The 14,021-nt window shown below is 61.5% G+C and carries 11 protein-coding genes and 1 pseudogene; 6 read left to right on the top strand and 6 right to left on the bottom strand.

The features are described from left to right. Positions 1-12: 12 nt before the first annotated feature. The gene (locus RAE07_RS05665) at positions 13-501 is read left to right on the top strand and encodes an inorganic diphosphatase (RefSeq protein WP_317001500.1); all 489 of its coding nucleotides are present in this window, start codon (positions 13-15) and stop codon (positions 499-501) included. Between the two features lie 210 nt (positions 502-711). On the opposite strand, the gene RAE07_RS05660 is transcribed toward RAE07_RS05665, so the two are convergent. From RAE07_RS05660 to RAE07_RS05650, 3 genes and pseudogenes are all read right to left on the bottom strand, one after another. Continuing rightward, complete coding sequence (locus RAE07_RS05660) at positions 712-1,077, bottom strand: S41 family peptidase (protein WP_023019940.1); 366 nt, start codon at positions 1,075-1,077, stop codon at positions 712-714. A 163-nt stretch (positions 1,078-1,240) separates the two neighbouring features. Then, the gene (locus RAE07_RS05655) at positions 1,241-2,641 is read right to left on the bottom strand and encodes an FtsX-like permease family protein (RefSeq protein WP_023019941.1); all 1,401 of its coding nucleotides are present in this window, start codon (positions 2,639-2,641) and stop codon (positions 1,241-1,243) included. Continuing rightward, positions 2,638-3,323 (bottom strand): annotated as a pseudogene (locus RAE07_RS05650) (ABC transporter ATP-binding protein). The gene RAE07_RS05655 and the pseudogene RAE07_RS05650 overlap by 4 nt, the downstream one beginning before the upstream one ends. Before the next feature lie 110 nt (positions 3,324-3,433). Here RAE07_RS05650 and RAE07_RS05645 point away from each other — a divergent pair. Further along, on the top strand, positions 3,434-4,126 hold the full coding sequence (locus tag RAE07_RS05645) for a sensor histidine kinase (protein ID WP_317001499.1): 693 nt from the start codon (positions 3,434-3,436) through the stop codon (positions 4,124-4,126). Positions 4,127-4,129: 3 nt separating this feature from the next. Beyond that, a complete protein-coding gene (locus tag RAE07_RS05640) occupies positions 4,130-4,786 on the top strand; it encodes a LuxR C-terminal-related transcriptional regulator (protein ID WP_023019944.1) in 657 nt (218 codons plus the stop codon). A 289-nt stretch (positions 4,787-5,075) separates the two neighbouring features. Here the strand turns inward: RAE07_RS05640 and RAE07_RS05635 are convergent, their stop codons facing one another. Next, complete coding sequence (locus RAE07_RS05635) at positions 5,076-5,921, bottom strand: hypothetical protein (protein ID WP_317001498.1); 846 nt, start codon at positions 5,919-5,921, stop codon at positions 5,076-5,078. 415 nt (positions 5,922-6,336) lie between these two features. Here RAE07_RS05635 and RAE07_RS05630 point away from each other — a divergent pair, with 415 nt between their 5' ends. From RAE07_RS05630 to RAE07_RS05620, 3 genes are read left to right on the top strand one after another with little or no spacing between them, the layout of a single operon-like run. Beyond that, on the top strand, positions 6,337-6,633 hold the full coding sequence (locus RAE07_RS05630; RefSeq protein WP_023019946.1) for a rhodanese-like domain-containing protein: 297 nt from the start codon (positions 6,337-6,339) through the stop codon (positions 6,631-6,633). Positions 6,634-6,670: 37 nt separating this feature from the next. After that, the gene (locus RAE07_RS05625; protein WP_023019947.1) at positions 6,671-7,129 is read left to right on the top strand and encodes a MarR family winged helix-turn-helix transcriptional regulator; all 459 of its coding nucleotides are present in this window, start codon (positions 6,671-6,673) and stop codon (positions 7,127-7,129) included. Then, positions 7,130-11,032 carry a Pls/PosA family non-ribosomal peptide synthetase gene (locus RAE07_RS05620; protein WP_317001497.1) on the top strand — a complete coding sequence of 1,301 codons (3,903 nt, stop codon included), beginning with the start codon at positions 7,130-7,132 and terminating at the stop codon, positions 11,030-11,032. Between the two features lie 22 nt (positions 11,033-11,054). Here RAE07_RS05620 and RAE07_RS05615 read toward each other — a convergent pair whose 3' ends face one another. Further along, on the bottom strand, positions 11,055-12,701 hold the full coding sequence (locus tag RAE07_RS05615; RefSeq protein WP_317001496.1) for a metallophosphoesterase family protein: 1,647 nt from the start codon (positions 12,699-12,701) through the stop codon (positions 11,055-11,057). Positions 12,702-12,805: 104 nt separating this feature from the next. Beyond that, positions 12,806-13,978, bottom strand: a complete 1,173-nt coding sequence (locus RAE07_RS05610) for an alpha/beta hydrolase (RefSeq protein WP_317001495.1) — start codon at positions 13,976-13,978, stop codon at positions 12,806-12,808. Positions 13,979-14,021: the final 43 nt, after the last annotated feature.

Genomic DNA, 14,021 nt, shown 5'->3' with positions numbered 1-14,021 from the left:
ACCCAATCCCCCATGGAGGACATCGCTGTGAGCGTTGAAGTAACCATTGAAATCCCGAAGGGCTCCCGCAACAAGTACGAGGTTGACCACGATTCCGGCAAGGTCTACCTCGACCGTTACCTGTTCACCCCGATGGCTTACCCGGCTGACTATGGCTTCATCGACCACACCCTGGGCGAGGACGGCGACCCGCTCGACGCCCTGGTCATCCTGCCGGAGCCGGTCTTCCCGGGCGTAGTCGTTGAGGCCCGCATCGTCGGCGTCTTCAAGATGACCGACGAGGCCGGCGGCGACGACAAGCTGCTCGCCGTCATCGATGACCCGCGCTGGGAGCGCTACCAGGACATCAACGATGTGGAGCAGCACATCAAGGACGAAATCGAGCACTTCTTCGTCCACTACAAGGACCTGGAGCCGAACAAGGAAGTCACTGGCTCCGGCTGGGGCGACAAGGACGAGGCAGAGAAGATCCTCGAAGAGGCTAAGGCTCGCTTCAAGTAAGCGCTTCTGCCGCACGCTAACGGCGGCACTGTGAAGGTACGTTTCCGCAGACGGTGGGGACCGAAGAGGTTTCCCACCGCGCGCCGAAGCGTACCTTTCGCGTTTTCCGACTAATCACTGTCGTTCACGGTACATAGTGGCGAAAAATAGCGTGTTTCGGGGCGTTATTTGCCGTGAACGTTAAAGGCACCTGTGGACGAAAACCGCGCCTTAGAAGCCACAATGGGAGGCAAGCCAGCCGTCGAGCTCAGATTCCGGAGCATCAGGAGCGATGGGGTCCTCGACGAACTCCTCACCTGTGCACGCCTTGTCCTTGGCAGTAGTGAGCATGAGCGAGCGGCCGTCCGGGTAATCCAGCACCACGTTGGCGGAGGCGTAGCCGGCGGTCGGCTCGCCGAAGGTGCGCACGTTGTCCAGGCCGCGGAAGGTCAGGAGGATGGCTTCGGCGGAGGAGGCGGCGTCGATGGCGGCATCGAGGAGCTCCGCGTTGGTCGGGTCCTCTTTCAAAGCCTCGCGGGCGCGCTGAAATTCTTCACTCTCGCCATAGATTCCGGTATACGCTGCGGTATCCACCACCGCGGTGTTGATGTGTTTTTCGCTGGCGTTGAAAAGAAAATAGGGCTAGCCCAGCAGCGCCCCGCCATAGGAGGGGCCGAGGAAGTACACGGCGGCGAACACCGCGATAAAGGCAACGCTGAAGAGTCCGCCAAGAATTTTCAGTACAGTTTTCATTCTTTTTTCATTCTTTTCGACCTCCTGTGCGCAGCACGTAGCCGCGCAACGGTTCAACAAGGACAATGGCAAGAAGCGTGACCACCCAGCCCACCGCCAGGAAGCCGAAGGCCATAAGCAGGCGAGCGCTCACATCGACGTCGCTTTGCTCGACGTTGGAGAAAAACATCAGCGAAGCAATTCCGCCGCCGAAGAGAAAACCGAAGGAGCTCAAGGCCACGACCGGCCCCATGACGGTCAGCGCCCCGGAGCGGAACTGGAAGCCGCGCGGCACGCCCATCAAATCCAGAGAGCGGATGAGCTCCTTGTCCTCGAAGATGCCGGAAACCTGACCCAGGATGATGGACATGGTGGTCAACGTGAAGCCGAAAACGAGGGTTAGTACAACGCCAGTGGAGATGTCCTTGAACACCACGTTCATTCCGGGATCTTCTTCGAGCACCGAGGCCAAGGCATCGGAGCCCAGGGGCGCGGCAACGAGGAAGCCGGCCAGGTAGCCGAAGAAGCCGATGGCAGCGCTGCGCCGCCATGCCGGGCGGGCATTGCCCGCCACGCGCTGGCAGGCCACGAAGTGCGCGGTTCCGGGGAAGAGGGAGAAGACGTGCGCGCCCAACTGCAGGATGAAAGGCGCGATGAGGTTGATGCTCATCAGCATGCCAAACATGACCACGATGACCATCGCGGTGGGCGGGCCCGCCTTGCCCGTGAGGAACACGCCGCCGACTGCCACGATGATGAGGAAGACGATGGCGCGCCACCAGCGGTAGGCCGCGGGCATCTGGCGTTTGGCCACGCCCAGCGGGCTCACCCGCACGCGGCGCATGCCGTACAGTGCCGCGCCGATGGCCAGGAGGAAGAGCACGCCGGCCACGGCTATATATCCCCACCAGGGCAGCAGAATCTCTGTCAGGTCAATGGGCCGCATTTGGAAGTCCAGCTGGGTAAAGACCGGTGCGACGAGTAGGCTAATCAACCCGCCGAGCACGATGCCGATCACCGCCTGGAGGCCGGTTTCCACAATTGCCATGCGCTCCACCTGGCGGGAGCTTAAGCCCAGCAGGCGCAGGGTGGCTAGGCGCTGCTCCCTTCCGGACGCACCCAGGACGGCGGCCTGGGAGGTGAGGTTAAACAGCGCGGGAAGGATGAACGCGCAGGAAAAGAGAGCCAGGGCGAACCAGGGATAGAGGAAGGCCTCCATCTCGTTGCCAAAGGCCTCCTTGAGGGCGGGCGCGGCGTCCTCGACGTGCTGGGCGCGCTCCCAAAACATCCAGGTGCCGCCCGCAACCAAAAAGGCGATGGCGGAACCGATGGTCAGGCTCACAATCGCCAATAGAGAGACGATGCCCGTGCCCGAGCGCGCGCGAATGGATTCGCGCTGCAGGTCATAGACCAAGGTGGCGGTGTTCATCGAATCACCCCCAGGCGGCGGTCGTCGTGAATGATGCCATCGCGAATCTCCACGCGGCGCTGCATCCAATCGGCCACCTTCGGGTCGTGCGTGACCATGACCAGGCTCGCCCCGGCCTGGCGCACGATGGTGGTGAGCATCTGCATGACCTCGTGGCCGGTGGACTGATCCAGCGCACCGGTCGGCTCGTCGGCGAAGACAACGCCTGGGTTCGCCACTAGCGCACGCGCAATGGTCACGCGCTGAGCCTGGCCACCGGAGACCTGCGCCGGGCGGCGGTCCGCCAGGCCACCCAGGCCCAGCTGATCAAGAAGCTCCATCGCGCGCCTGCGGGCCGCACCCCGCCCCATACCGTTAAGCATGGCCGGCAGCGCCACGTTATCCACGTTGCTGAGCTCCGGCAGCAGCTGACCATCCTGGAAGACGAAGCCGAAGTTGCGCAGGCGGGTGCGGGAGCGGGGGTGTCGGAAAGCGCGGAGAGCTCCTCGTCCCCGTAGCGCACGCTACCGTGCGTGGGGGTGAGCACGCCGGACATGCAGTGCAGCAGCGTGGACTTGCCGGAGCCAGACGGCCCCATGACAGCCACGAGCTCGCCCGGTTCAATGTCGAGGGAAATTCCGGCGAGCACCGGGCCGCCGCCGAAGTCCTTGGTGATGTCTGTCAGGGAAAGTATCTGTGCCATGTCTCTCATTTCACCGTGCCGGGCCCGCGGAAAGAACAGCCCTAGCGTTGCTCTTTAAGGTAGTGCCAGCACTACCCCTGTAGTTCGGGACACCCGATATGCTGTGAACCGTGTTCCGAAAGAATCCCCAACCCACCACGCACGAGCAGCAGCAGGCGCAGCAGATTGCGCAGCTCACGGCCTCGCGCCGCGCCATCGCGGACGCCTACGAGGTCGAGCGCGCCCGCATCGAGCGCGACCTGCACGACGGCGCGCAGCAATACCTCGTGGCCGCGAGCATGAAGTTGGGCGAGGCTCTTCTCGACGCCCCCGCTGGCCTCACCGAGCTCCTCACCGCCGCAAAGCAGGACGTGGACCGCGGCCTGAATTCCCTGCGCGCCACGGTGCACGGTATTCACCCACAGGTGCTGCAGGATCACGGCCTGGTCGCCGCGCTTGCCGACGCCGCCTCCTCCCACGGCCCCCACGTCAGCGTCTTTGCCCCGCATTCTCTGCCTGAGCTCTCCGCCTCCGTGCTGGCCTGCGGCTATTTCTTCGGCACGGAAGCTTTGACGAATGCGGCCAAGCATGCGCCGGGCGCGCCGGTTTCGGTGCTGGTGACCTCGGACGATTCGCTGCGCATCACCGTGGTGGATGAGGGCCCCGGCGGCGCACAGGTCGTCCCCGGGCGCGGCCTGGCGGGGATGGCCGAGCGTCTTGCTGCCTTCGGCGGAGAAATGTCTTTGTCCTCACCGCCTGGCGGCCCGACCCGGGTGGCCGGGTCCACTCCCCTTCTTCTCGATCGCGGACAGCCAGGAGTGTAAAAGATGAGCTTAAGGATTGTGGTAGCGGATGACTCCGCCATTCTGCGCGAGGGCCTGGCCGGCCTGTTGGAGCGCCGCGGGCACTCTGTAGTGGACCAGGCTTCCTCTGCCCCTTCGCTCGAGGCTGTGGTGGATAAACTGCGCGACGACCTGCCAGACATCGTCATCACGGACGTACGCATGCCGCCGGGCATGGGCGACGATGGTTTGAAAGCCGCCGTGAATTTGAGAAACGCCTACCCGGGCCTGCCTGTCATGGTGCTCTCCCAATACGTGGCCCCGGCCTATGCGGTGGAGCTCTTCGACTCCCCCGAGGCCGGCACCGGCTACCTTTTGAAGGACCGTGTCTCCGAGGTGCGCGACTTCCTGGCCAGCCTGGACGTGGTGGCCCAGGGCGGCACCGTCATCGACCCCACCGTGGCTCAAGCTCTCATGAGCTCCGGACGCAGCGGCTTGGGCGAGCTCACCCCGCGCGAGCGCGAGGTTCTCGAATTAATGTCCCGCGGCAAGTCCAACAAGGACATCGCCGCCGAGCTCGTTTTATCCGCCGCCGCGGTGGCCAAGCATGTCTCCAACATCTTCACCAAGCTTCGCTTAGACCCCAGCGAGGACAACCGCCGCGTCAAGGCGATTCTGGAGTACCTCTCCGCGCACCGTTAAAACGCGCACGCAGGCCTCCGCGGGGCCAGCGCCGTGTGTGTCACTTTGACCCGATGCGCCACACAAGAATCGCCGCGGGCAGCCCGCACGACGCTCACGGTAAATAGAGCGCGAACCCCCCAATTTCCGACGCTATTTACAGAAAACGACATCGACTCCTCACACGAACCGACGATTTAAGTGCCACAGCCAGATCCGCGGCTTGCACCTGCGTGCTCTCCGCCAGAACCCGTTCTTCAACACGACGAATCACGCGGTCCTTCACATTTTTATTCCGGGCAGGTGTGGCCTAACTTTCTGGCCGGTTTGTGCTCTGATTCAGCAAGGTGCGAGTTTTAACCTTCACTAGGTTGAGATTCCACAGTCGAGCCTCATCGACCATAGCGAATTCGGTGGTGTCCTCATCCGAGATGTCCACTTCGATGGTGACAGCATTGCCTGCGGAAGACATGATGGTGTAGTTAAGCCCTTCAAGCCTGTCAATTAAGGTGGTGACCGCTTCGCTTCTCGGGGAGGTCTTGCCCGAAAGCGCAGTAGCAATATCAACGAGCTTCTTTTCATCGATTGCTTCATCGCCGCTGTCGATGAAGCAATATTGTTGAATTGGCGATCCATCCTCTACAGGAGCGATGGAATGCTCTTCCGCTGAACCAACTTTTCTAAGTGTCAGCGTCCCGGTGACGTCCTCAAAAGCTAGCTGCTCCCGTGGACTGCGGTTGTTGCAGGCAAAGTGAATGGTGTCGCCTTCCCTCTCAGTGATAACAATTCCTGAATCACCAGTCATGCATTCGTATCCAGGTTCGACTCCTTCCATGTAACTATGGAGGTATTCGTTAAAGACACTGAGCCAGTCTGACTTTTGTCCGGTTCGCAGACGAAAGCCTGCGCTATTGCTAACGCCATCGGTAAGACGAATGCTGTTTTCTGTCTCATTATCAAAGAGCACGAACTCAGCGCTAAAGGTCCTAAGCCTCATTGCAGTGGGAGCCGTTCCTTGGCGAACTTCAAATTCGAGGTTGACAATATATTCGGTGTGAGGCTCCAAGCTCACCTCGATATCGCTTTCAATGGTTATGCCATCGATTTCAAGCGTGCCTTGTCGAAGCTCTGTCCGCATCTCTGCCAGACTTTGCATCAAAAATTTCCCTTTCAATTCAGATGAGCGTTGAAAGCGTGGCGGAGAAGCCCCACTCTCGCCATGAACAGAAAGCCGTACCGTGGGCTGTACGCCACTCTAATCACAACCAAGACGGGTTCGCCTGAATTCATCTCAGTTGCCGCTGGAAATTCATGCCCTGCGCACATCCGCCGCGGATGCCAAGGATTTGGACCAAGGCATACTCTAAGCCTCGACTACAAGGGGTTAAACGCCGAAGCAGATAACTGTTTGGGCTACAAATCTGGCGAGACAAGAGCTAAAGCTGCTGGAACAGACAATTGACGCAACGGGCCGAGCTCGCATGTTGTCGCCGTCCCTAGTTCCTCACGGCTCTTCTCGGACGCGGCACGCGGAGCAGCATAAGGACCTATGCGTGACTAGGGTATGAGGCATGAAAAACGTTCAACCAACCGAAGTACCAGAAGGCGCTCAGCTCATTGATGTCCGCGAGAATGATGAGTGGGCAGTGGAGCGCGCGAAGGGCGCGACCCACATCCCGATGAGCGAGATTACGGGTCGCATCCAGGAAATCGACCCAGATAAGGATATCTACGTAATCTGCCACGCAGGCGGTCGCAGCATGCAGGTCTGCCAGTATCTAGAACATGCGCTGGGCTGGGACACCATCAATGTGGATGGCGGCACGGATAAGTGGAAGGCTTCTGGGCTTCCCATCGAAACGGATTAATTGGCCTTAACCAATCTTTTGGGATTATGATGATGGTATGGCTTCCACGAATAATTCTGTAATCCCAACGACCCTGCTCGAGTCCCCGTCGTTCCAATTGGAGCGCCTCCGCCGCCGCACCCGCGATGGCGTAGAGGCTGCTTTGCAGACCAAGCAGACAACGCTGCGCGAGTACTGGGTCCTTACCTGTCTGGTCGACGCGGATGCCGCGTCGCAGTCTTATCTGTCCGAAACCCTGGCCATTGACGCCTCTGACATGGTGCGTCTTATCGACGCCCTCGAGGACCGCGGCTGGGCAAAGCGCGAACGCGACCCAAAGGATCGCCGCCGCCAGATCGTCGCTTCCACCAAAAAGGGCACAAAGGCCCACAAGGACCTGGCGGTGCTGGTCGCTACCGCCGAGGACGAGGCATTGGATGAGTCCACCAATAAGCAGCTCAAGCATCTGCGAAAGTTGGCTAAGTCCATCATTGCCGCGGACGAAGAAGAGGCATAAATGGCGGGTCCCGAATCGCTCGTCCCACAGCAGTACCTTCTAGGAAGCGCGGCACCGCGGCCGCGCACGCTGTGGGACATCATTACCACCACCGCGGAAATGAACCCCGATGCCGCCGCGCTTGATGACGGCGAAATCATCACCTATTCCGAGCTCATCCACGAGGTCGAGGCATGGGCTGCCGAGCTGCACGCCAATGGCGTGCGCCGCGGCGATCGCATCGGCATTAGGATGACCTCCGGCAAACGCGAGCTCTACCTCGCCATTTTGGCGACCTTGGCGGCAGGCGCAGCCTATGTGCCTGTCGACGCCGATGACCCTGACGAGCGCGCCGAGATGGTTTTCGGCGAAGCCGATATCGATGGCGTTTTCACGGACGACGGATTCCGCTTCCTGCGGGACTCCGCGCGCCCGGACGCCCCTGCCGAGGAGACGAATGCTCCGCGCCCAGAGGACACCGCGTGGATCATCTTCACCTCAGGTTCGACCGGCAAGCCTAAAGGCGTGGCCGTCAGCCATCGTTCCGCGGCCGCCTTCGTGGACGCGGAAGCGAGCCTCTTTTTGGTCAACCACCCGCACGGGCCCTTAGGTCCTGAGGATCGCGTGCTCGCCGGCTTGTCCGTCGCCTTCGATGCCTCCTGCGAGGAGATGTGGCTGGCCTGGGGCCACGGCGGCTGCCTGGTCCCAGCACCGCGGTCTCTGGTGCGTTCCGGCATGGATTTGGGCCCATGGCTCATCCGCCGCGACATCACCGTCGTGTCCACCGTGCCCACCCTGGCGGGCCTCTGGCCGGCCGAGGCTCTCGACAATATCCGCCTACTCATCGTCGGCGGCGAGGCCTGCTCGCAAGAATTGGTGGACCGTTTGGCCACCGAGGACCGCGAGATGTGGAATACCTACGGCCCCACCGAGGCCACCGTCGTCGCCTGTGCGCAGCAGATGCTGCCGGGCCGGCCGGTGTCCATTGGATTGCCGCTTAACGGTTGGGACCTGGTGGTCGTCGATAAGCAGGGCATGCCCGTGGAAATGGGCGGCGTCGGCGAGCTGGTAATCGGCGGCGTGGGACTGGCGTCCTATCTGGATCCGGCCAAGGACGCGGAAAAATACGCACCGCTGGAGTCCATGGGCTGGCAGCGCGCCTATCGCACCGGTGACCACGTTCGCCTGGAAGAAGACGGGCTGTACTTCGTCGGCCGCGTGGATGACCAAGTAAAGATTGGCGGGCGCCGCATCGAGCTCGGCGAGGTCGAAGCTAATGTTGCGGCGCTAGATAACGTCTACAACTCGGCCGTGGCCGTGCAAAAGACTCCCGGCGGCGAGTCCGTTCTGGTGGGCTATGTCTCCCTCGAGGATGAGGCCAAGGGCTTCGATCACGAGGCCGCGCACGCTCGCCTGGCCGATACCATGCCGGCCGCGCTCGTCCCACGCATCTGCGTGATGGAAGAGCTGCCGGTGCGTACCTCCGGCAAGGTGGATAAGAAGGCCCTGCCGTGGCCGCTGCCTGGAGTGGGCGTGGAATCGACCACGCTGACCGAGACCGAGAAGTGGCTCGCGGAGCTGTGGGTAGAAACGCTCGGCGTATCCGTGGAGGACGAGAACGCCGATTTCTTCTCTCTCGGCGGCACCTCGCTCGCGGCCGCGACCCTCGTGGGTCATATCAGGGAGCGCTACCCCACCGTGGCCGTGCGCGACCTCTACGACCACCCACGCTTGGGCTCGCTGGCCGAGCTCATTGCGGGAGCCGAACCGCGCCCCGCTGCTGCTGACGTCCCCATGCGCGAGGTCACCAAGATCGGCTTCGGCACCCGCCTCGCCCAGACCCTGATTCAGATCCCCGTCATGACACTGGCCGCCTCCAGCTGGCTGGCCTGGCTCATGTTGGGTTCTACCGTGGCGGCATCACTGGGCTTTGAGTGGGCCGCGGCCTATCCGTGGTGGCTGGTCATTGCCCTGCTCATCGTCTTTGTCACCCCCGTCGGCCGCATCCCCATTGGCGGCTACGGCGCGCGTCTTATTACGGCCGGCATTAAGCCGGGCGATTACCCGCGCGGCGGGTCGACGCACCTGCGCATCTGGGCGGCCGAGCGCTGGGCTAATGCCTCCGGCGCGAGCTCCCTGGCCGGTGCCACGCGCGTGAATAACTACGCCCGCACGCTTGGCGTCAAGGTCAAGCGCGGCGTGGACCTACACTCCCTGCCGCCGGTGACCGGCCTGCTCACGCTGGGCAAGCACGCCGCCATCGAGCCCGAAGTGGATCTTTCCGGTTATTGGCTGGACGGCGATATCTTGCATGTGGGCGCCATCGACGTCAAGGAAGGCGCTCGCGTGGGCGCGCGCTCCACGCTGTTGCCTGGCACCGTGGTGCGCAAGTATGCCCACGTGGAGGCCGGTTCCACCGTTACCGGCCGCAAGAAGATCAAGGACGGCCAACGCTGGTCCGGCTCGCCTGCCCAGAAGGTGGGCCGCTCCAAGCACCGCTTCCCGTCCCATACGCCAAAGCGCCGGCCGTGGTGGGTGGCTATCTATGACGCCACCTCCGTCCTCCTCGCCATCCAGCCGGTCGTGGCGCTGGCGATAGGCGCGGCCATCGTCCTCGCCCTTGTGCATTCCACGGGTGGCGATAGCTTCATCGGTGCGGTCTTCTTCGCGCCCGTCGGCGCGCTGGCGGCCTTTGCCACCTATATGCTGCAGACCTGGCTGGGCGTGCGCATTCTCTCGCTGGGCATTAGCCCGGGCGTGGCACCCGTGCGCTCGGCCACGGGCTGGCGCCTGTGGGCCATCGAGCGCCTCATGGACGAGGCCCGCACCAAGCTCTTTCCGCTCTATGCCTCCCAGCTGACCCCAGCCTGGCTGCGCTCGCTCGGCGCGGAGATTGGCGCCAACGTGGAAATCTCCACCGCGGTCATGATCCCCAAGCTCACCGAGGTCAAAGAGGGTGCCTTCCTGGCCGATGACACCATGATCGGCGGCTACGAGCTCGGCGGCGGCTGGATGCGCACCGGCGAGACCAAGGTGGGTAAGCGCTCCTTCGTGGGCAACTCCGGCATCACCGCACCCGGCCGCAAACTATCGAAGAACTCGCTGGTTGCCGTTCTTTCTTCTACCCCGAAGAAGACGAAGGCCGGCGCCAACTGGTGGGGTGCGCCGCCAGAGCGCATGCGCCGCGTGACCGTAGAGGTGGACTCCCCCGCCAACTCGGGTGAGGCGCTGACCTATAACCCGGGCTTTGCCGTCAAGGCCGCCCGCGGCGTGGTGGAAACCATGCGCCTTTTGGCACCGATGTTTTCTGCCATGTTGCTCGCGGCAACCCTTAGCGTCTACGACTTGCTTCTCGACGCCCTCGGCTTCCCCCTGACCTGGCTCCTCTCCGGCCTCGTGCTCATGGGCATGGGTGCGGTGGCCATGGCCGTCACCGTCGCGGTGAAGTGGATCTGCGTGGGCAAGCACCGCGCGGCTGACCACCCGCTGTGGTCCGCTTTTGTCTGGCTCAATGAGCTGCAGGATACCTTCGTGGAGGTCGTCGCCGCGCCGTGGTTCTTCCAGCACACCTACGGCTCCGGCGAGATCAACCTGGGGCTGCGCGCCCTCGGCGTGGAAATCGGCCGCGGTGCGTGGATCGATTCCTACTGGTTCCCGGAAACGGACCTCATCCGCGTCGGTGAGGCCGCCACCGTGGGCCCTGGCACGGTGGTGCAAACCCACCTTTTCCAGGACCGCGTGATGAGCCTAGATACCGTCACCATCCAGGACGGCTCCACCCTAGCCGCCCACTCGGTGGCGCTGCCTGCCTCGCTCATCGGCACTGCATCCACCGTGGGTCCCGGCTCGCTGGTTATGCGCGGTGACCGCGTGCCCACCAACGCCGTATGGCAGGGCAACCCCATCGAGCCGTGGGAGCGATAGGTCGCCGGCCATAATCTGCGCCCTACCGCGCGAAGTCCTGGTATTTAATCATCTCGCCGGACTTGAAGTCCCAGGCCTCCACCCGGACACGGTCAGCAAACACCTTGACCCGCAGTCCGGTGGAGGCCTCTTCCTTTTCCTTAACAATTTTTTCGTCGTTATCGCCATCCGGTAGGTACTCATTGAGAATGGCGCCGGTGTTGACCACGGGGAAGCCGGTACGGCCAGCCTCACCAGTGCCGTCATAGCGGCGGGTTCCCCACCAGTTATTCTGACGCAGCGAAGAGTGGCTGTGGCTGCTAAACCACACGATGTTGTTGTACTTATTGACCACGTTGGATAGCGCCTCGAGGTCCTCAAAGTCATTCTGGTACCACGCCGAATGAGACATCGATACCGTCTGTGGCAGCAGCGGATGGCTAAAGACCAACGCCGGAGTGCCCTTAGCATCCCAATAAGCCAGGCGCTCATCTAGCCAATCGAGCTGCTCCTTGCTGATGCGCTGGAACGGCTCCTTGCCGTGGCGCAGAATATCGGAATAAAACTCGGTATTTACCGAAATGAGCGGCACCCCATCCACCACTTCTTCCTTCCACGGTTTATCCTGGCCGGAGTATTTGAGAAAGCGATCCAGGTAAGTCTTAGAGCCTTCCTTGCCATACATTTCGTGGTTGCCGATGGTCCACAATTCCTTGCCCGAATCGTGCGGCACCTCGCTGTGCGCGGCCAAGAAATCATCCCACTGCTGCTGCGAGCCATCGTCCACGAGGTCGCCGTTGAGCACCAGCGCCCCGGCCTTGTCCTCCATACCGTTCAACTGGCGGACCGCGTCTTTGTAGTCTTGGGGGTCGCCCTGGACGTCGGAAAGCACGTCTACTGTGGCTTGCGGTGAGCCTTTAAGCTCGCCCAGCGGCTTGACGACGCCCACATTATCCACCGCCCACCACCAGTCATCATTGCCGTTGTTGTAGCGGAAGTTGACCTGCATCTTCCTTGCGCCAGCCGGCACATCGATGCCGATGGACTCGTGATTGGAAAAGACGTCCCTATCAAAAGCGGCAATCTCCTGCGCCTTACCGCCATCGAAAGAAACCTCCACGGTGGCATTCTGCCCATCTTTGCCTTGGCGGTAATGGTGATCGAATTCCACGTTTACCCGGTCCTGCCCCGCCACCGGGATGTCCGGGGTCTTCAGACCCGCGGTCATGGAATCGCCTTCGGCCAAGCGCTGCTGCTTGTTGTCGATGATGGCGAAGGTGTCATGAGCCTGAGTGAAGTAGTGGCGCATATCGGTACCAGATGCCCAGGTCCAGTGGCGCATATCGCCAAAGGTCCAGCCTTTCCAGCGCGCCTCGCCCGAGTCCACGCCCTGCACGTCGGTCTTCCACCCCTCCGGCGCGCGATGGGTGAACCATGCCGGGGTATCCGCCCCGTCGAAGCTTTCCTGCCACAGCACCCGAGACTCAGTGGCGTCCTCCTGCTGCACATCGTCTCCTGTGGAGGAACCGTGGGAGGAGCTCGGTGAAGAACTCAGCGAAGAGCCGAATGACGACCCCAATGAAGAACTAAGGGACGAACCCGGAAGCGAGGACTGGGCCGCAGCTCCGGGTGCGCCTACTATTGCGGTAAGCGCCAGGACAGAAGAGAAAGCACAGAGTTTATTTTTCATAACTCAATTTCTATCTGGCCTGGGCAACACGGCGGTTACATATACGTAAACTCTTGGCAAGCACTAAATGCTTGCCAAGAGTCCTGGCCTATGTTCCTTGCTATCTAGGCGTGACGGTGCAGCCAATCCACGACCGTATCGAGGGCTTGGTCGGCCGCCGGCTCATTGAAGACCTCGTGCTTCTGGCCCTCCCAGGTCACATACTCCACGTCCTTGGAGGAAATGGAGTTGTACCAATCCTGGGAGAAGTACGGCGGAACGATGCCGTCTTTGGTGCCGTGCATGATAAGCGTCGGAGCGGTGAAGAGGTCTGCATTGACGGCGTCATAATTCGCAATTGCTGCCAGCTGCAAGGCCGTGCCAGCACTGGTCTTTTTTGCGATAAGCGGGCTCGAAGCATATTCGTCCTTCACCGCCTGGTTAGTGGAGATGCCATCTGTAAACGGATTAGACATCGTGATGCCCTTGCTCCACTCCGGCGAGTCCACACCGATTTCGGTACGGTGCGGGATTAGGTTCTGCGCGTAGCGGGCATTGAAACTGGTGAGCTGGGCCAACGGCAAGCGTTCAAAGATAGTGGGATCCAGCTTCTTCTGGGTCTCAGAAATATCATCCGGCGTGATGTTCTTTCCCGCAACATTCTTGCCCGAAAGGTTCAGCGGCGCGCCGCCACCGTTAGTGATGATGCCATCGACCTTGCCCGGCTCACGAATGCCATAGGCCTCCACGGTCAGCGAGCCCATCGAGTGGCCCAGCAGGAAGGTCTTTACTCCCTGATTTTCTTCCTTCGCCATGTCCACGACACGGTCGAAATCATCGAGGATGTACTGGAAATTATCGATATGCCCCATCGGTACGCTGCCGCCGGCGGATTTGCCGTGGCCGCGGTGATCTACGCGGTAGACGTTGTAGCCTGCATCGAGCAAGCGCTTGGCGACGTAATCGTAACGCCCCGAGTGCTCAGATACACCGTGCGCCAAAACCACCGCACCGCGTGGGTTTGCCACCTTCTGCTTCCGGTAGTAAATCTTTACACCCTGACCGCGCTGGCTATCGAAGTAGCCATCCTCGTCACAAACCTGCTTGTCAGAGACGGTCGGGCGTCCCAATACATCTGGCTTCTGGTCTGCCGTTGGGGCCGGTGCCTCTTGAGCAGCTGCGCCAACTGTAAACGTTCCAGATACCGCCACTGGTGCCGCCATGACAGCAGCCGCCGTCAAGCAAGCGGTTACATGCTTCTTCATCATCACCGTCTCCTCTTTAGTGTTGTATCTCATAGTGCTTTCCTGGATGAGATTGAGATAACAGTGATGCTAAATA

The organism is Corynebacterium nasorum (assembly GCF_032821635.1).
GTDB lineage: Bacteria > Actinomycetota > Actinomycetes > Mycobacteriales > Mycobacteriaceae > Corynebacterium > Corynebacterium kefirresidentii.
This window is presented reverse-complemented; position numbering and strand designations above follow the sequence as displayed.